The sequence below is a fragment of the Altibacter sp. HG106 genome (assembly GCF_028561755.1).
Classification (GTDB): domain Bacteria; phylum Bacteroidota; class Bacteroidia; order Flavobacteriales; family Flavobacteriaceae; genus DFVG01.
In genome coordinates, this window is the sequence record NZ_JAQQTD010000005.1 from 267857 (window position 1) to 286131 (window position 18275).

The window sequence follows — 18275 nt, forward strand, 5'->3', positions numbered from 1 at the left end:
ATGTTATGAAAACCACGAGAGAAGAAGCCAAAGAAAATATTCATGAAAATTTGAATAACAATCTTCAAGCCTTGCTTGAGAAGAATTACGACGCGGAGGAAGGCTACAAAAAGGCCATGACCAATGCCAAGAATGAACAACTCAAGAATTTCCTAAAACATCAGTCGGCACAGCGGCAGAAATTCGCCACTGAACTCGATCAGGAAATTCGAAATATTAACGAAACCCCAAAAGAAAGCGGAAGCGCCACTGGAAAATTGCACCGAACCTGGATGGATGTAAAGTCGGCATTAAGTTTCAACAACGATGAAGCCTTGCTAGAAGAATGCATTCGCGGTGAAAAAGCGAGCGTCGAGGAGTATGAAGAGGTACTCACCAAGAATCGCTTCGAACCTGGACTGGAACAAGTACTTCAGGCGCAGAAGAGCACCATTCAAAATACATTAAACACGGTGAAGTCGCTAGAAGACCTTGCCGATAATTGGAATGAGTAATTGCCACTAATTCATCTTTAAAATCCCGATATTCCTATCGGGATTTTTCTTTTCTTAAAAATCTCTCAAAAATTGGTGCTACCCAACCACTTGCTGTATATTTACCTTTTATTGCTTAAAAATTTTTATATGAAGATCTACTTTTTGATCGCTGTAGCATTAGCTGCAGTATCTTGCAACACGGCTCAAACTGCGGCCACGGCAAAAAAAACAAACACCGATTACGCCAACACCATAACTTCTGAAGAACTTAAAACCCATCTCTACACCTTTGCCAGCGATGAAATGCAAGGGCGCATGACGGGAACGGAAGGACAAAAAATGGCGGCAAATTATTTAAAGGATTTTTACACCGCCCAGGGGATTAAAGCGCCTGAAAATGAAACCGATTATTTTCAAGAAATTCCGGCTTCCTATTTTTCGCGTTCGCGGAATAACAGCGCTTCTGAAAACGTGGTCGCCTTTATTAAAGGATCTGAAAAGCCCGATGAAGTTATTGTACTTTCCGCCCACTATGACCATGTTGGAGTAGACGAAAATGGAGCCATTTACAATGGTGCGGATGACGACGGAAGCGGAACGGTAAGTATGTTGGAAATGGCGGAAGCATTTCAGCAAGCTGTTAAAGAAGGTAATGGACCCAAACGTTCCATCCTATTCTTGCACGTTACCGGAGAGGAAATCGGACTCTATGGTTCGAAATACTACACCGAGAATCCCCTGTATCCACTAGAGAACACTGTTTGTAACTTAAATACCGATATGATTGGAAGAATTGATCCCGACAAAAAAGACAATCCAAATTATATTTACCTCATCGGAAGCGATAAACTAAGTCAGGAGCTTCACGATGTATCGGAACAAATCAATGAAAAATACATCAACTTAGAATTAGATTACACCTATAATGATGAAAACGATCCCAATCGTTTTTATTACCGTAGTGACCATTACAACTTTGCTAAGAATAACATTCCTATCATCTTCTACTTTAACGGGGTTCACGAAGATTATCACAAACCCACAGATACCCCCGATAAGATTGAATACGAGTTGATGGCGAAGCGTGCACGGCTTATTTTCTTAACCGCCTGGGAAATTGCCAATCGGGAAGGACGAATCACCGCCGATAAATTATAGCGCGTATTACCCTCTTCACTAAGGTTTTTATAAAACCGTAAGACACAAAAAAAGCTTCTCCAAACAGAGAAGCTTTACTTTTGGGTGGAAGACCGGGTTCGAACCGGCGACCTCTGGAACCACAATCCAGCGCTCTAACCAACTGAGCTACAACCACCATTTCGCTTTCATTTAAAAAGCGGATGCAAATATAGCGCATTTCATAAGTTTCCGCAATAGCTGAAACAAAAAATTAAATGAGATCGAATACAGAAGAAACCGCCAGGATTCGACTCTTCGTAAAGCCCTCTCCCGCTTCTGTACCAATAAGCCTACCCAAGTTTTGATTCCGGTATCGCAAACTATCTGTCGCATTTTTTGAAGAGATGGGCGTTTCCGGCTCTTTGGAATTCTTATCGTAAAACTGACTTTTGTAGGCCATCACCGCTTTCATTTTGACCTCCATAAATCCGCTAACATCGAAAACAATATCCGGCGTGAGCTCCTTCCACTGAATGTAATGGTACAACTGTTTGGGTCGCCAGGGTTTCTGATCGTTTCCGTCCAGTACGGTTTCAATCTTTCGGAGTCCGCTTAAAAAACAGGCATTCCGCACCAATTCCGCCGCCCTACCATGATCAATATGACGATCATCGACAGCATTTGCTAAAATAATTTCGGGTTGGTATTTCCGAATAATCTCAATGACGGCGAGTTGCGAATCTTTATCATCGTTAAAAAAACCATCATCTAATTGAAGGTTTTCTCGCACTTCCACGCCTAAAATTTCAGCGGCAGCCGCGGCTTCTTTCTCACGTATTTCTGGCGTGCCACGGGTTCCCAACTCACCACGGGTGAGGTCTAAAATCCCAACTTTCTTGCCACGCGAAATCTCCTTCGCCAAGGTTGCCCCACAACTCATTTCTACATCGTCGGGGTGGGCGCCAATGGCCAATATATCTAATTTCATAAGGCTATTTTTTGTCGTTTTGTAACCGACTCCAAGGCTTGCGAAATATCGACTTGCAAATCTTTAGCTTCTTCTATTCCTACCGAAAACCGCAGTAAGCCATCTGAAATACCCTGCGCAGCCCTCGCTTCAGGAGTGAGCAACGCGTGTGATGTCTCGGCGGGTGATAGTATAGTAGACTCCACTCCCGCTAAACTCATGGAAGGTTTAATAAGTTGTAGTTGTTTCATGAACTTTTTAGGATCGAGTTCCGGAAGTAATTCAAAAGAAAGCATCCCCGTATATCCCTTCATTTGCTTTTTCGCCAGGGCGTAATTAGAATGACTTTTTAGGCCGGGATAATACACTTTCTTGATCAAACTGTGCGCGTCAAGCCATTTTGCCATTCGCTTTGCATTTTTATTCTGCGCTTTTACACGAATAGCCATGGTTTTCATGCTGCGTTCCAGCAACCAAACCGTATAATCGCTAAGGCTTCCTCCCGTATTCTTCGCGAAATTCCAAATGGTATCCATATGCGCTTCGGAAGCTGCCACGGCCCCGGCACAGATATCGCTGTGACCACCCATATACTTTGTGGCGCTGTGTATCACGATATCCATTCCGAAATCTCCAGGTCGCTGATTAATCGGACTGGCAAAGGTGTTATCGATCATACTCACCAAGCCGTGGGCTTTAGCCAACTCGTTGATCATTTCCAGATCGACAATGCGCATTAATGGATTGCTTGGTGTTTCCACATAAATCACCTTCGTTCGCTCATTGATCTTAGCGGCAAAGCCTTCTTGGCTCAACCCCTCTGAAAAGTCATACGAAATCCCGTACTTCTCAAATTCCTCAACGATAAAATTATACGTTCCGCCGTAAATATCGTGCTGTACCACCACATGGTCTCCCTGATGCAAAAAAGATAACAAACAAGCACTTACCGCAGCCATGCCGCTTCCAAACAACATTCCCACCTCCTTCTCTTCAAGCGCCGCGATTTTTCGGCCCAAGGCTTCTTGATTTGGGGTGTTAAAATAGCGCGGGTAGCGCTTCACAGCAACGTCTTCATAGGCATAACTACTCGACATAAACAAGGGAGAAACAGCCCCTTTAAATTGCGTGTCAGCAACTTCACCTACATGCGTGCAGATGGTGTTAATTCCTCTTTTTTTAGGCTTCATAAGCAAGTACTTTTGATCGTACTAAGGTATTAAATTCGCTGCGGTTCTACTCAGCTAGCTTCTCTTTTTTATCTTTACAGAAATTTAAACGGAAAGGACTTCAACCCAATGAGCATTTTGCTAAAGAACATCAAAGAACTCTTACAAGTGCGCCCTGAAGCACCCAATATGATTCGTGGCTACGATATGCGGAAGCTGCCTACGCTAACCGATGCCTGGTTGCTTTGTGAAGGCGATGAGATCGTAGATTTTGGAAGCATGGATACCTGTCCGGAAAGCTCGGAGGCGCAATCAATAGATTGTTCCGGACAAATAGTGTTGCCGTCTTGGTGCGATTCACACACGCACCTGGTGTATGCCGGCAATCGGGAGCAAGAGTTCGTAGATCGCATCAACGGGCTCAGCTATCAGGAAATCGCCGCCAAAGGTGGCGGTATTGTTAATAGCGCGGAAACCTTGCAACATACTTCCGAAGAAGCGCTCTATGAACAATCGGCAAACCGACTTCAAGAGGTGATACAACTGGGTACTGGCGCCATTGAAATTAAAAGTGGATACGGACTCACAACGGCTGCAGAAGTAAAAATGCTTCGTGTTGCCAAACGGTTGGAAGAAACCTTCGGAATTACCGTGCGTCGTACCTTTTTAGGAGCGCATGCGGTTCCGAAGGACTTTAAAAACTATAAAAACGGTTATATCGATCTCCTCATTAACGAAATGCTCCCGCAAGTGGCAGAAGAACAACTGGCGCACTACGTGGATGTGTTCTGCGAATCGGGCTATTTCTCGGTAGCCGATACCGAGCGAATTCTCGAGGCCGCTGCCCGTTTCGAACTCATTCCTAAAATACATGTCAATCAGTTTAATAGTATTGGCGGTGTGGGTGTAGGCGTCGCTCATAATGCCCTCAGCGTAGATCATCTCGAAGTGCTAGAGGCAGAAGACATTGAAGCCTTACAAGGAAGTCAAACCATACCGGTGGCGCTTCCCTCCTGCTCGTTCTTTCTAGGTATTCCCTATACTCCGGGACGAAAATTGATTGATAACGGACTCCCACTGGCGCTCGCAACCGACTACAATCCGGGATCGTCGCCTAGTGGGAACATGAATTTTGTGGTGGCCAGTGCCTGTATCAAAATGAACCTTTCTCCAGAAGAAGCCATCAACGCGGCTACCATTAATGGTGCCTATGCCATGGGACTTAGTGAAACCCACGGAAGTATTACACCCGGTAAAAGGGCCAACCTCATCATCACAAAACCTATTCCTTCGTACGGATTTTTGCCGTATGCCTTCGGAAGTAATTTAATCGATCGTGTCATCCTAAACGGAACCCTCCAATGAGTGCATTACACCACTATTCAAAAGAAAAAGTACAATCCTATATCCAGCTTCGGAAAGGGGAGAAGAAATTTGGAGAGTCGGTTCATACCGTAACATCGCTATCAGAATTAAAGGATCATGCGGCACGCTTTGTTCTGTTCGGCATTCCAGAAGATATTGGGGTACGTGCGAATCACGGGAAACCGGGTGCGGCAAAGGCGTGGCAAGCCTGCCTTAGCAACTTGCTGAACATGCAATCGAATACCCATACCAATCCAGAAGCCTTGATCGTCTTAGGGGAGATCGATTGCGCTAAAGAAATGAAAACCGCCGACATGATGGATCCTACCGGCGCTACCTATTTCGAAACGCTTGGAAGACTGGTAGAAAAGATCGATCAACAAGTTTCTGAAGTCGTTCGCGCCATCGTTCACGCGGGGAAAATACCGATCATTGTAGGAGGGGGCCACAACAATGCCTTTGGAAACTTAAAAGGAGCCTCTGAAGCGCTGGGAACGGCCTTGAACGCCATCAATTTTGATGCGCATACTGACTTTCGACCTTTGGAACACAGGCATAGTGGCAATGGGTTTTCGTTTGCCATGGACCGCGGCTTTCTTCAGAAATATGCGGTTTTCGGACTCCATAAAAGCTACACTTCCCAAGAAATTTATGATCGTATGAACCAGTTTAAAGGGCGTGCGGCCTTCTATTTCTTTGAAGATATGGAGATCATGGAACAACTCACTGTCAAAGAAGCGATGCTGAACGCCAAAAACTTTTTGGGCATGGCGCCCTTCGGACTCGAATTTGACGTAGATGCCATCGAAAATTTTCCTAGCAGCGCCATGACCCCTTCAGGGTTTTCAATGAAGGATGCGCGTACCTTCTTGCGCTATTTTTCGAGGCGTAACGGACTCACTTATGTGCATATTTGTGAGGCGGCAATGACTAACGAAGCAACACATCGTACCGGAAAGGCCCTGGCCTATTTAGTGAATGACGTGATCTCCGATTAAGCCATGAAGATCATTCCTTTTGACCGCAAGTACAAGCAGTCCTTTTACGATTTGAATATCGAATGGCTCCGCACCTATTTTTATGTAGAACCCTTTGATGAAGAAGTACTTTCCAAACCCGAAGCCTATATCCTTGACAAAGGCGGACATATTTTTTTTGTATTAGCAGACAAGGCGGTTGTGGGTACCGTGGCCCTGATGCCCTATGCCGATAATGTTTTGGAACTTACCAAAATGGCGGTATCTCCAGAACACCGCGGACAGAAGATCGGTCAGCACTTGCTGGAATACACGCTTGACTTTGCACGTTCACACTCCTACGAAAAGCTGATCTTATATTCGAATACGCGACTTGAAAATGCTATCTATTTGTACCGCAAGTACGGATTTGTTGAAATTCCGCAGGAAACCAATGTACCCTATGAACGTAGCAACATAAAAATGGAGTTGGTACTTTCTTAAAGTATTGTAAAAGAGCACGGCTACCGCATAATTTCTTAGTACATTAAAAAAAATTTACGATCATGAAAAAGCTATTACTCTTAGCCACATTACCTCTTTTCGTTGCGTGCCAGGAAAAAGGAAACAAAAATGAAACCAACAGCCAAGCCACAAACAACACGGCTCAGATTGTGGAGGAAACCTCAACGGAAGAAAATCCATTGAATATTTCACCGATATCTCATGCCACTATGGTGATGCAATGGGGAGACACTATAATATACACCGATCCCGTTGGTGGTGCTGAAGCCTTTGCCGGTCAGCCGGAAGCGCAACTCATTCTAGTAACTGATATTCACGGAGACCATTTAAACGTGGAAACCTTAGAAGCCGTTCAGGGCGGAGCTACCATCATAGCTCCAAAAGCGGTGGCCGATGAACTTCCGGAAGCCATGAAGGCAAGTGTGATGGTATTGAATAATGGAGAAGAAACTACGGTAATGGGATTCACCGTTGCCGCCATCCCCATGTACAATTTGCCAGAATCACCAGACAGTCGGCATACCAAAGGACGTGGCAATGGCTATGTGATAAGTAAAGACGGCATGCGGGTCTATGTATCTGGAGATACCGAAGACATTCCCGAAATGCGCAATCTTAAAGATATTGATGTAGCCTTTGTTTGTATGAACCTTCCCTACACCATGGATGTTGATGCCGCGGCGGATGCTGTAATTGAGTTTGCGCCCAAAACCGTCTACCCATATCACTATCGTGGGAAAGGGGGATTGAGCGATGTCGATAAGTTCAAGAACCTCGTAGAAGGTGCCGAAGTGAATACGGAAGTCCGTTTGCTCGATTGGTACCCCAACCGTTCGTAAAGAACCGCTGATAAATGTCAGCTATTCGCCCCTAGAAAAGCAGTACCTTTATAGAAAGTTATAAAACATGATGAACGTACTGTTGCCAACCGACTTTTCTGAAAATTCTAAAAATGCCATAACCTATGCCATGGAGTATTTTTCAGGGATGTCGTGTACCTTCTTTTTTTTGAACATACAGCGATCTGGGGAAATGACGATGGATGACTTTTATTCAGCGTCCAACAGCGACTCAGTGGAAAAAGCCTTGCTGGATGATAATTTGAAAGACTTGCAGGCCTTCTCCGGAAGAATCAAAAAACAATTTCCTTCCCATAACTTTGCATTTAAAGAAAAAGTGGCCTTTGGAACCTTTGCTTCGGTGGTATCACGTGCTGTAAACAGGTTCAATATTGACATTATCGCAATGGGTAGCAATGGGGCAACCGGAGCGAAGGAAGTATTATTTGGAAGCAATACACTTCAGATTATTCGAGAACTCCCCTGCACAATGTTGATTATTCCTGAGCAACATTCGTATCAACCCGTTAGTTCTGTTTTATTTTCTATGCATTCTGAAGAGCGCTTGCAACACGAGAAGCTAACGACACTCGTTGCCATTTTAGATCGTACCCAGGCTCATTTACATGTAGTGGAAGTGGTTTCCAACGAAGCAGAGGCGTTTCACGAAGCCGCGGTGAAGGATGTGTTGCCAAGAGAGCAATTATCGTTTCATTTTCTGAACAAATTGCCGTATCCCATGGCGATAGATGCGTTCACGCAGCTTTTTACTCCTAATATGCACTGTCTTTTTATTCCGAAAGAATCGTTTATGGATCGATGGCTATACGGCTCGGAAGCACAGCAATTACAATACGGGAGCCGTATTCCTTTACTTATTCTAGGGTATACAAAGTAACCAATTCGTAATTCTTCTACAATTATCGCGTAGCGTGTTTTAGAGACCCCTACAAAACCTTCGCTACAAATGAAACACACGGAGCTTCCATGCTACTTTCATAGTTCATCTGAATCTTTTCAGCAAGCGAAAGATTTTAGGATTTGAAGTATCCTTTTACATCGCTTTTGTTCCGATGACAGGATTTAAAGAATCCCACAAAACCCTCAGTGCAAATCAAAAGTGAACACTTCGTGTTCGTTCTTTTTTATTTCCTCAAACTTACAAAAGCAAGTTTTTGACGTTTTCGGAAATAAAAAAGTGGCTCACTCACGCGAACCACTTTTGGTTAAGTCGGGATGACAGGATTTGGAGAATCTCTTTACATTGCTAATGTTGCAAATACATGCCTAGTGCTTCCGCACTACGGTCATCTTTATTTAATGCCTTCAATCAAACTTCGTTTGGCTCGTCACTAAATAAAAATGCCCAAGGACTTTGTCCTTAGGCATCTAATTGTCGGGATGACAGGATTTGAACCTGCGACCCCACGCCCCCCAGGCGTGTGCGCTAACCGGGCTGCGCCACATCCCGAAAATTTCGTTGGCAAAAATAACGAAAATAAAGGACCTCGCAAACAAGTCGACTTTTTTTATTCCTCCCGTTTTAGTACCTTTTCACAAACCAAAAACGCTATGAAAAACATCCTCCTGCCCCTCCTCTGCTGTACCTTTTTTTTGAGTTGCGCCCAGCGTACCAAAAAAGATGATGTAGCGATCAAAACTCCCGCAGAACGCGGGTATACTACTGAACGAATCGTTGATAACTTAGACAATCCCTGGGGCATGACTTGGCTTCCAGATGGCAGCATTCTCATCACCGAGAAAAGTGGAACATTATTACGGATTCAGAATGGTGAAAAATGGGAGGTGGCGAACCTACCCGAAATCTATAATCGTGGACAAGGAGGACTCCTGGACATTGAATTACATCCCAACTATGAGGAAAATGGTTGGCTGTATATCACCTACGCTTCTACCGAAGGAGGCGGGAATGGTGGAAATACCAAACTCATTCGCGCCAAACTCGAAAATAATGCGTTGGTTCAAATAGAAGACTTATACAAAGCCATGCCCAACACTTCCAAAGGACAGCATTTTGGCTCACGTATTGAGTTTGATACCGAGGGATACCTGTACGTTACGATTGGTGAACGAGGGGAACGCGATGTCAATCCACAAGATATCACTCGCGATGGCGGAAAGGTATATCGTCTGCATGACGACGGTCGCATTCCTGAAGACAATCCCTTTGTGAATGACGCTGACGCGAAAAAAGCCATTTATACCTACGGAAACCGGAATCCACAAGGCATGGCACTACATCCCGATACCGGAGAGATGTGGATTCATGAACATGGCCCTAAAGGAGGAGACGAAATCAACATCCTGAAAAAAGGGGCCAACTACGGATGGCCCGTAGTTAGCTATGGTGTCAATTACAGCGGAACATCCTTTACCGACGAAACCTCACGTCCCGATATGGAACAACCAATCTATTATTGGGTGCCTTCTATTGCTCCTTGCGGAATGGATTTTGTTACCGGAGACCGATATCCGGAATGGACCGGACACCTCCTGGTAGGATCGTTGAAATTTAATTATGTGGAATTGGTAAAACTGAAAGGAAACGAAGTAGTGGGTAGAGAAAAAATTGCAGAAGGAATCGGGCGCGTTCGCAATGTGAAACAAGCACCAGACGGCTATATCTATATCGCCGTGGAAGGTGATGGTCTGTATAAAGTAGTACCTAATTAAACCAAACCGTAATGCTAAAACATCTCATTGTTATTACACTTTTACTCTGCTTCGGTTGTAATTCGAATGCCAAGAAGCGTAGCTCTTATTCCGCAGGAACCATTACCGTAGGCAACGACCCACAAGACAGGTTAAAGGAAAGTATGGAGCGCGGAGGAATGCTCTACACCGATTTTTGTATGCAATGCCACATGGCAAACGGACAGGGAGTACCGGGTACCTTTCCGCCCTTAATGAACTCCAATTGGCTGCAAGACAAACGTACCGAAAGCATTCATGCCGTAAAATACGGACAAAAAGGAGAGATCACCGTCAATGGAGAAACCTACAATGGCGTCATGGTTTCTATGGGGCTTAGCGATCAGGAAGTAGCCGATGTGATGAACTATATTATGAATCGTTGGGGAAATACTCAAGAAACCATGGTTACCGAGGAAGAAGTAGCCAATATTCCCGAATAGATTTACCACTTCGGCTCCGGTACCCTTCGTAGAAATTTCTAACTTTGCGTCAAAGTGTTATTGTATGCTCATTATTGGCATTGCCGGAGGAACCGGTAGCGGAAAAACAACGGTGGTAGAACAAATTGTGGAACAACTTCCTACCGATGAAGTTGTGGTAATTTCACAAGATTCGTATTATAAAGATTTGAGTCATCTTTCCTTTGAAGACCGTGTGGCGATCAATTTTGACCATCCCCAGGCAATTGACTTCGACTTGCTAGTGCGTCACTTACAAAAATTGCGCAACGGAAACTCCTTCGAGCAGCCCGTGTACTCCTTTAAAGAGCACAACAGAACCAGCGAAACAGTGTTGACGCATCCCAAAAAGGTAATCATCGTTGAGGGTATTCTTATTCTTACGCATCCGGAGATTCGCGATATGTTCGATATTAAAGTGTACGTCCATGCCGATAGTGACGAACGTCTTATTCGGCGCCTGAAACGCGACATAGCCGATCGGGGACGCGATCTGGAAGAGGTATTGCATCGCTATCAAACCACGCTCAAACCCATGCATCAGCAATTTATAGAGCCTACAAAAGAATTTGCCGATATTATCGTTCCTACCAATAGATATAATACCGTAGCAGTAAATCTCATTCGAAATATCATTCACCAAAAACTCGAACAGGAAACGTGAAGTTTAAACAAATCAAAGAAAAAAAATGGTTCAAGATTGTGAGTAATACGTACGTGCTCATTTTAATCTTGTTCGTAGTTTGGATGCTTTTCTTTGATACCAACTCGTATGTCATTCAAAAAGAATTGGATGATGATATTGAAGCCCTGGAAGAGAGCAAAGAATTTTATGAATCTGAGATAAACAAAGACAAACAGTTCCTGGAAAAGATGCAAGACAGCGACGAATTAGAGCGATTTGCACGCGAAAAGTACTATCTTAAAAAAGAGAACGAAGATATTTTTATCATAGAACACGAGGATAGCCTCGAAAACCAAACCGATGATGAGTAAGTTATTTTCTGAATTTGAACCGGTTTCAGCAAAACAGTGGAAACAACAAATACAAGTGGACCTAAAGGGAGCCGATTACAACGATTCCCTGGTGTGGTCGAGTCCCGAAGGTATTGACGTAAAGCCGTTTTATCATGCCGACGATCGCTCGGAAGCACCGTCCCCCATTCCGGGACATCCTAAAACTTGGAATAGTACCGCCTCGGTATTTGTCGATGACGTTTCCATCGCGTCAGACCTGGCGCGCGCTGCCTTAGACCGTGGCGCTGAAGCTCTCTATATTTCGGCAGACAGCCCTTTTGACATGGCGAACATGTTTGATGCTATTTCATGGGACGATCAAACGCTGTATTTCAATTTTCAATTTCTTTCTGAAACGTTCTTCGGAAGCGTGTATTCCTATTTTGAGAAACGCAAGGCAACTGTCGTATTTCTTGTAGACATTCTGGGGAACTTGGCTCGGACGGGCAATTGGTTTCATTCTGAAGCAAAAGATCATGAAATCCTTCAGAAACTCCTTGCAACCTACCCAGACCAAGCTTTTTTACATATAGACACCACGCTCTATCAAAATGCCGGAGGCACCATGGTGCAGCAGCTTGCCTACGCTTTGGGCCAATGTAATGAATACCTTAATCACATCGCTCAGCATGCCATCGTGCCTATGGAGACACTTCCCCCGGTTACCTATTCGGTTGCTGTTGGTGGAAATTATTTTTTTGAGATAGCTAAGATAAGAGCCCTTCGGAAACTACATGCTGTCCTAGCATCAGCATACGATTGTTCGGAAGAATGTCATATCATTGCCCAGTCCTCCCTCAGAAATAAAACCCTGTACGACTACAACGTAAACATGCTACGAACCACTACGGAAGCCATGAGTGCCATTTTAGGCGGCGCCAACAGTGTGGTGGCCTTGCGATACGACGCCTTGTATCACAAGAGCAATGAGTTTGGAGAACGCATCGCTCGAAATCAATTACTGATCCTCAAAGAAGAAAGTTATTTTGAGGCCGTGGGCAATCCTGCCGACGGTGCTTACTATATCGAAGAATTCACAGAGCAACTCGCTGAAAAAGCATTATCGCTCTTCAAGCAACTTGAAAAGTCTGGAGGCTTGCTTAATCAATTGCAAGAGGGACAACTTCAAAAAAAGCTGAAAGAACGCGCCGCGGAAGAGCAAGATCGGTTCGATGCTGGTAAGAAAGTACTTGTGGGTACCAATAAGTACGTCAACGAGCAAGACCGGATGAAGGATGATCTAGAACTGTATCCATTCGTAAAAATAAAACCCAGAAAGACCTTAATAGAACCCATCATTCCGAAGCGTCTCTCTGAAAGTGTAGAGCAAAACCGACTTAAAAATGAAGCTTAAATACATTATTTTAATATGCTGTATAGCTGTTACTTGCTTTTCTTGCGAGTCAGATAAAGACATACCCTTTCTCTATCAGCACTTTGCGCAACCCATTAGTTGCGAAGGCGCCGATAAAGCCTTGATGCATGAAGCCTTATATACCTTCCAACACGATATTGCGCGTCGGTATAAAACCACCACCGAAGTAGACACGACCGCCGGAGTCTATTTTTTGGATGGCTACCGAAATTATATTTTCCGGGGCACCAAAGGGGGGGCGAAATACCAGGAGATCCAACGTTCGCATACCCAGAAAATAGTAGAACAATTACTGGAAAAGTATCCTGATTTTTGGATTGAACAGGAACGCGGAGTGGCGCTAAACTACAACCATCCGTATGTCGCCTGTATATTGGATAAGTTTACGAATCCAGATGTAAAATTGACCATCAAGAATTTACGGGAGGCCCATTCGTACCGGCCCGGTATGATGGCAGAGGTCTTCCGTAAAAATATTTCAGACGTTGCCAGCGATCCGTATTTTGCGATGTACATCGCGTTAGATACGTATTACCGAAATCTTATAACGATACAACAAGAAAATGCGGTGAACAATGACTAGAAAGAATGTAGAACACCTCACCCTCCACAAGACCTCCGCAAAAGCTGCGTCGAACGAAGTAAGCGCACAAACAGCAGAAGGTATCGCCCTTCAGAAAACGTATGATGCCGATGATGTTGCTGATTGCAAGCATTTGAATTTCGCCGCAGGGATCGCACCCTATCTTCGAGGGCCTTATAGTACTATGTACGTACGCCGCCCTTGGACGATTAGACAATATGCCGGATTCTCCACGGCAGAAGATAGCAATGCCTTTTACCGAAGAAACTTGGCGGCCGGACAAAAAGGGCTGTCGGTGGCCTTCGATTTAGCAACCCATCGCGGCTACGACAGCGATCACGAACGCGTTGTGGGAGATGTGGGAAAAGCAGGAGTAGCCATCGATTCGGTGGAAGACATGAAGGTCTTGTTCGATCAAATCCCGCTCGAAAAAATGAGCGTCTCCATGACCATGAATGGTGCCGTATTGCCCATCATGGCCTTTTATATTGTTGCTGCGGAAGAACAAGGTGTTACCCCTGAAGCTTTAGCGGGCACTATTCAGAATGATATTCTTAAAGAATTCATGGTGCGCAACACCTACATCTATCCGCCACAGCCTTCGATGCGCATTATTAGTGATATTTTTGAATTTACAAGCGAACATATGCCGAAATTCAACAGTATCTCTATTTCTGGCTATCATATGCAGGAAGCCGGCGCGACTTGCGACATTGAGTTGGCGTATACCCTCGCCGATGGTTTAGAATACTTACGAACCGGGATCGAAGCAGGTATGGATATTGATCGCTTTGCCCCGCGGCTCTCGTTTTTCTGGGCAATTGGTATGAACCACTTTATGGAAATTGCCAAAATGCGGGCGGCACGGATGCTGTGGGCCAAAATTGTCAAACAATTTAATCCTAAAAACAAAAAATCACTTTCGCTTCGAACGCATTGTCAAACCAGCGGGTGGAGCCTTACCGAACAAGACCCGTTTAACAATGTGGCTCGCACCTGCATTGAAGCTTCTGCTGCCGTTTTTGGAGGCACACAAAGTTTGCACACCAATGCATTGGACGAGGCCATCGCGCTTCCCACCGATTTCTCCGCGCGTATTGCCAGAAATACGCAGTTGTACCTACAGGAAGAAACCGAAATGATTCGGACGGTAGATCCCTGGGCAGGCAGCTATTACGTAGAAAGATTGACCAATGATATCGCCGAGAAAGCATGGGAGCTCATCGAAGAAGTAGAGTCGCTAGGCGGCATGACCAAAGCCATCGAAGCAGGCATTCCGAAGTTGCGTATTGAAGAAGCCGCCGCAAGAAAACAAGCGCGAATCGATAACGGACAAGATGTTATTGTAGGGGTTAATAAATACCGACTCGCGAAGGAAGATCCGCTTCAAATTTTGGACGTGGATAATGAAAAGGTGCGCAGGGGGCAGCTTCAGCGATTAGAGAAGATTAAGTCGGAACGCAACAAGAAAAAAGTACAAGAAACCCTGGAGGCACTCACCCAAAGTGCCGCCACAGGAGAAGGAAATTTATTAGCTTTGGCGATTGAGGCCGCGCGCGAAAGAGCTACCCTGGGGGAAATTTCTACAGCATTGGAAGCAACATTTGGAAGGTATCAAGCGCAGATCAAATCGGTTTCCGGAGTCTATAGTAATGAAATGAAAAAAGATCCTAGTTTCGAAAAGGCCAGAAACATGGCCAATGAATTTGCGACATTAGAAGGACGTCGCCCGCGTATCATGATCGCAAAAATGGGACAGGATGGGCACGATCGGGGTGCGAAGGTAGTCGCCACAGGGTATGCCGACGTTGGATTCGATGTTGATATTGGACCTCTTTTTCAAACCCCGAAGGAAGCCGCCAAGCAAGCCGTAGAAAATGATGTGCATATTCTGGGGGTATCTTCCCTGGCCGCGGGTCATAAAACGCTGGTGCCTCAGGTAATTGACGCCTTGAAATCCTATGGCAGAGACGATATTATGGTGATTGTGGGAGGCGTGATCCCGGCTCAAGATTATCAATTTCTTTTTGATGCGGGTGCCGTAGCGGTGTATGGTCCTGGTACCAAAATAAGTGAGGCGGCGATCGAAATGCTTCAGATTTTGATTGATTCGGTGGCGGACTAAAAATGGACTATCTTCTGAAAACAGATCGATTGGGACTTCGGAACTGGAAAGACTCAGACTTCCCTCCGTTCATTGCCATGGGACAGGATCCCGAGGTAATGCGGTATTTTCCGAAGCTTTTATCCACCCAAGAATCCGAAGACTTAATACAGCGATTTTTACAACATTTTATCCTCCATGGCTTTACCTATTTTGCCGTGGAACGCTTAGATACTTCTGAATTTATTGGGTTTACGGGGCTCATGCACCAAAATTTTGAAAGTGACTTTACCCCCTGTGTTGACATCGGCTGGCGGTATAAACCCTCCGCCTGGGGTTACGGATACGCTACGGAAGCCGCCCGCGCCTGTCTAAATGCAGCGTATCAAAAGTTTAATGTAACAGACGTGTATTCGGTAGCCCCTCAGCAAAATCAAGCCTCCATTGCCGTAATGAAACGAATTGGCATGAGCTATGATAGCACATTCACGCATCCATCCCTTTTCGAAGAGTCGTCACTAAACCCCTGTGATGTCTACAAAAAGACGCTTGCTGCTAACACGCTCTAATCTAGTCGAGGACATAAAACCTTGTGGCATACATAACGTTTTGATATACTAAACCCAGGCAGAACGGCGTTTTATAGTCACTAATCAAATAACACCATCTATGAAATATCTGTTGCTACCACTACTTGCCATTGCTTTTTGTGCTTGTTCGAACGATGATGAGGCATCGCTCCCAAGTAACGAGGACCCCTCTAATGAAACTCCTTTCGTTATCATAAAGAGAACAGATTCAACCTATACAGAAGAGGGAATTCAAAACACGCTCCTTACCACCGGCATTATTAATAATCAACGGCAAAATACGAGTCAAGAAATATACTTAGAAGGTGTATCTCAAGGTCTAAATGCCTATGGTGAATATCGATATGAAGGAGGCCGGGTAACCTACGTGAATAATTACATACCCGGTGATGAATTTCGAAATTTTGAGTACGATTCGGATGGCAATCTTGCTACCGCAGATTATACCGTAAATGCCGAAACAACATTATACTATCGTTTTCTATATCCTTCGGAAAATAGCGTCGTTTTTGAACGGAGCCACCTACCCTTCTCTAATCCCGACGCTACGGTGAACAAGCGCGTTATAGGCACCTTCGACGCTGATGATAATCTTATTAGCGCAGGCTACGATATGAATTTTGATGGAGCAATGGATTACGTGAACTCCTTTGCCTATGCCGATGGTAATCTCATCAGCGCATCACTAGATTCTGGAGCGACATATACTTTTACTTATTCAGACATTAAAGATACTGAACAACTCATTGAGCAAGCTACCTATGGAAAGAAAATGAAACATATACTATGTATTGAGTTGTATGGTGGACGTAATGTTCCGGAGTACTTATTACTAGAAAGTAACAATTCTACAAACTTAACCATTGCACAATCATTGGAAGACGAATTTGAGTTATTTCCGAATAATTACTATTCCAAAAGAACCAGAAGCTACAACCCGTCTGATGACACCCCGTATTTTGTCACTACGGAATATATCTTAGAATAATTTAGCAGAAATCGGCTAAGAGCCGTCATTTAGTTTTATTTTTGAATAATCAATTGCTATTTATGAACTATTCAGAAAAAATGCTTCGTGATGACGCCTTAAAGGGGAAAACCATTGTCGTGACCGGGGGTGGGAGCGGACTCGGAAAATCGATGACCACCTACTTCCTGGAGTTAGGCGCCAATGTGGTGATTACCTCACGAAATCTCGAAAAATTAGAAAACGTAAAAACCGAATTAGAATCGGAAACAGGCGGTACGGTGCTGCCCGTGCAATGCGATGTTCGGCATTATGACCAGGTGGAAGCCATGGTAACCGCTTCCGTAGAACGCTTCGGAAGTGTAGATGTGCTTCTGAACAATGCTGCCGGCAACTTCATCTCTCCTACCGAGCGTCTTAGTGCCAATGCCTTCGACACCATCATTGATATTGTGCTCAAAGGAACCAAGAACTGCACCCTCGCGTTTGGAAAGCATTGGATCGATTCTAAAGAAACCAATAAAACGGTATTAAATATTGTAACCACCTACGCCTTCACAGGTTCAGCCTATGTGGTTCCCAGTGCCAGCGCTAAAGCCGGTGTGTTGGCCATGACGCGCTCGTTGGCAGTAGAATGGGCCAAATACGGAATTCGCTTTAATGCCATTGCTCCGGGACCTTTCCCAACAAAAGGCGCGTGGGACAGACTGCTTCCAGGCGACTTGAAAGAAAAGTTCGACCTTGCTAAAAAAGTGCCTTTAAAACGGGTTGGCGACCACCAGGAGCTCGCCAATCTAGCAGCCTATTTAGTTTCGGATTTCTCGGCCTACCTCAACGGGGAAGTCGTTACCATCGATGGCGGAGAGTGGTTGAAAGGCGCGGGACAGATGAATCTGCTTGAAGAAGTTCCCGACCAAATGTGGGACATGCTAGAAATGATGATACGTTCCAAAAAGAACAAGTCGTAACCACCTGTGAATTGTTGATTTTCTGTTAACAAAATACATTTTCTGTCCGCTTAATAAGTTGTATTTTTATCATTCAAACCGT

Annotated in this window: 19 protein-coding genes and 2 tRNA genes; 17 read left to right on the forward strand and 4 right to left on the reverse strand. The window is 44.7% G+C overall.

Features of this window, described 5'->3' with window-relative positions; all coding sequences use genetic code 11:
- Positions 1 to 5 precede the first annotated feature (5 nt).
- Complete coding sequence (locus PO830_RS10345; protein ID WP_272853490.1) at positions 6 to 494, forward strand: ferritin-like domain-containing protein; 489 nt, start codon at positions 6 to 8, stop codon at positions 492 to 494.
- Positions 495 to 623: 129 nt separating this feature from the next.
- On the forward strand, positions 624 to 1634 hold the full coding sequence (locus PO830_RS10350; protein ID WP_272853491.1) for a M28 family metallopeptidase: 1011 nt from the start codon (positions 624 to 626) through the stop codon (positions 1632 to 1634).
- A gap of 82 nt (positions 1635 to 1716) precedes the next feature.
- Here the strand turns inward: PO830_RS10350 and PO830_RS10355 are convergent.
- The 3 genes from PO830_RS10355 to PO830_RS10365 all read right to left on the reverse strand — a co-directional run bounded on the left by PO830_RS10355 (position 1717) and on the right by PO830_RS10365 (position 3752).
- Positions 1717 to 1792 (reverse strand) — tRNA-His (locus tag PO830_RS10355).
- A 74-nt stretch (positions 1793 to 1866) separates the two neighbouring features.
- Complete coding sequence (gene bshB1 / locus PO830_RS10360; RefSeq protein WP_272853492.1) at positions 1867 to 2583, reverse strand: bacillithiol biosynthesis deacetylase BshB1; 717 nt, start codon at positions 2581 to 2583, stop codon at positions 1867 to 1869.
- Positions 2580 to 3752 (reverse strand): trans-sulfuration enzyme family protein, encoded by a 1173-nt coding sequence (locus tag PO830_RS10365; RefSeq protein ID WP_272853493.1) that lies wholly within the window; start codon positions 3750 to 3752, stop codon positions 2580 to 2582. The genes bshB1 and PO830_RS10365 overlap by 4 nt, the downstream gene beginning before the upstream one ends.
- A 108-nt stretch (positions 3753 to 3860) precedes the next feature.
- On the opposite strand from PO830_RS10365, the gene hutI reads away from it, so the two are divergent.
- From hutI to PO830_RS10390, 5 genes are all read left to right on the forward strand, one after another.
- Positions 3861 to 5096: an imidazolonepropionase gene (gene hutI, locus PO830_RS10370; protein WP_272853494.1), complete on the forward strand. Its 1236-nt coding sequence runs from the start codon at positions 3861 to 3863 to the stop codon at positions 5094 to 5096.
- The gene (locus PO830_RS10375) at positions 5093 to 6094 is read left to right on the forward strand and encodes a formimidoylglutamase (protein WP_272853495.1); all 1002 of its coding nucleotides are present in this window, start codon (positions 5093 to 5095) and stop codon (positions 6092 to 6094) included. The genes hutI and PO830_RS10375 overlap by 4 nt, the downstream gene beginning before the upstream one ends.
- A gap of 3 nt (positions 6095 to 6097) precedes the next feature.
- Positions 6098 to 6556: a GNAT family N-acetyltransferase gene (locus tag PO830_RS10380; protein ID WP_272853496.1), complete on the forward strand. Its 459-nt coding sequence runs from the start codon at positions 6098 to 6100 to the stop codon at positions 6554 to 6556.
- A 62-nt stretch (positions 6557 to 6618) separates the two neighbouring features.
- Complete coding sequence (locus PO830_RS10385; RefSeq protein WP_272853497.1) at positions 6619 to 7416, forward strand: MBL fold metallo-hydrolase; 798 nt, start codon at positions 6619 to 6621, stop codon at positions 7414 to 7416.
- 67 nt (positions 7417 to 7483) lie between these two features.
- Positions 7484 to 8314, forward strand: a complete 831-nt coding sequence (locus tag PO830_RS10390) for a universal stress protein (protein WP_272853498.1) — start codon at positions 7484 to 7486, stop codon at positions 8312 to 8314.
- Positions 8315 to 8812: 498 nt separating this feature from the next.
- On the opposite strand, the gene PO830_RS10395 is transcribed toward PO830_RS10390, so the two are convergent.
- Positions 8813 to 8887: transfer RNA gene (locus tag PO830_RS10395), tRNA-Pro, on the reverse strand.
- A gap of 101 nt (positions 8888 to 8988) precedes the next feature.
- On the opposite strand from PO830_RS10395, the gene PO830_RS10400 reads away from it, so the two are divergent.
- From PO830_RS10400 to PO830_RS10445, 10 genes are all read left to right on the forward strand, one after another.
- Positions 8989 to 10110 carry a PQQ-dependent sugar dehydrogenase gene (locus tag PO830_RS10400; RefSeq protein WP_272853499.1) on the forward strand — a complete coding sequence of 374 codons (1122 nt, stop codon included), beginning with the start codon at positions 8989 to 8991 and terminating at the stop codon, positions 10108 to 10110.
- An 11-nt stretch (positions 10111 to 10121) separates the two neighbouring features.
- Positions 10122 to 10571 (forward strand): c-type cytochrome, encoded by a 450-nt coding sequence (locus tag PO830_RS10405; RefSeq protein ID WP_272853500.1) that lies wholly within the window; start codon positions 10122 to 10124, stop codon positions 10569 to 10571.
- Positions 10572 to 10635: 64 nt separating this feature from the next.
- On the forward strand, positions 10636 to 11253 hold the full coding sequence (gene udk / locus PO830_RS10410) for a uridine kinase (protein WP_272853501.1): 618 nt from the start codon (positions 10636 to 10638) through the stop codon (positions 11251 to 11253).
- 38 nt (positions 11254 to 11291) lie between these two features.
- On the forward strand, positions 11292 to 11585 hold the full coding sequence (locus PO830_RS10415) for an FtsB family cell division protein (RefSeq protein WP_336375870.1): 294 nt from the start codon (positions 11292 to 11294) through the stop codon (positions 11583 to 11585).
- A complete protein-coding gene (locus PO830_RS10420) occupies positions 11578 to 12960 on the forward strand; it encodes a methylmalonyl-CoA mutase subunit beta (RefSeq protein WP_336375871.1) in 1383 nt (460 codons plus the stop codon). Before PO830_RS10415 ends, PO830_RS10420 begins: the two co-directional genes overlap by 8 nt.
- Positions 12950 to 13564 carry a hypothetical protein gene (locus tag PO830_RS10425; RefSeq protein ID WP_272853504.1) on the forward strand — a complete coding sequence of 205 codons (615 nt, stop codon included), beginning with the start codon at positions 12950 to 12952 and terminating at the stop codon, positions 13562 to 13564. The genes PO830_RS10420 and PO830_RS10425 overlap by 11 nt, the downstream gene beginning before the upstream one ends.
- Positions 13557 to 15689 carry a methylmalonyl-CoA mutase gene (gene scpA / locus PO830_RS10430; RefSeq protein WP_272853505.1) on the forward strand — a complete coding sequence of 711 codons (2133 nt, stop codon included), beginning with the start codon at positions 13557 to 13559 and terminating at the stop codon, positions 15687 to 15689. Before PO830_RS10425 ends, scpA begins: the two co-directional genes overlap by 8 nt.
- A gap of 2 nt (positions 15690 to 15691) precedes the next feature.
- Entirely contained in the window at positions 15692 to 16237 is a 546-nt protein-coding gene (locus PO830_RS10435; protein ID WP_272853506.1) for a GNAT family N-acetyltransferase, read from the forward strand.
- A gap of 100 nt (positions 16238 to 16337) precedes the next feature.
- Positions 16338 to 17246: a hypothetical protein gene (locus tag PO830_RS10440; protein ID WP_272853507.1), complete on the forward strand. Its 909-nt coding sequence runs from the start codon at positions 16338 to 16340 to the stop codon at positions 17244 to 17246.
- A gap of 62 nt (positions 17247 to 17308) precedes the next feature.
- Complete coding sequence (locus PO830_RS10445) at positions 17309 to 18193, forward strand: SDR family oxidoreductase (RefSeq protein ID WP_272853508.1); 885 nt, start codon at positions 17309 to 17311, stop codon at positions 18191 to 18193.
- Positions 18194 to 18275: the final 82 nt, after the last annotated feature.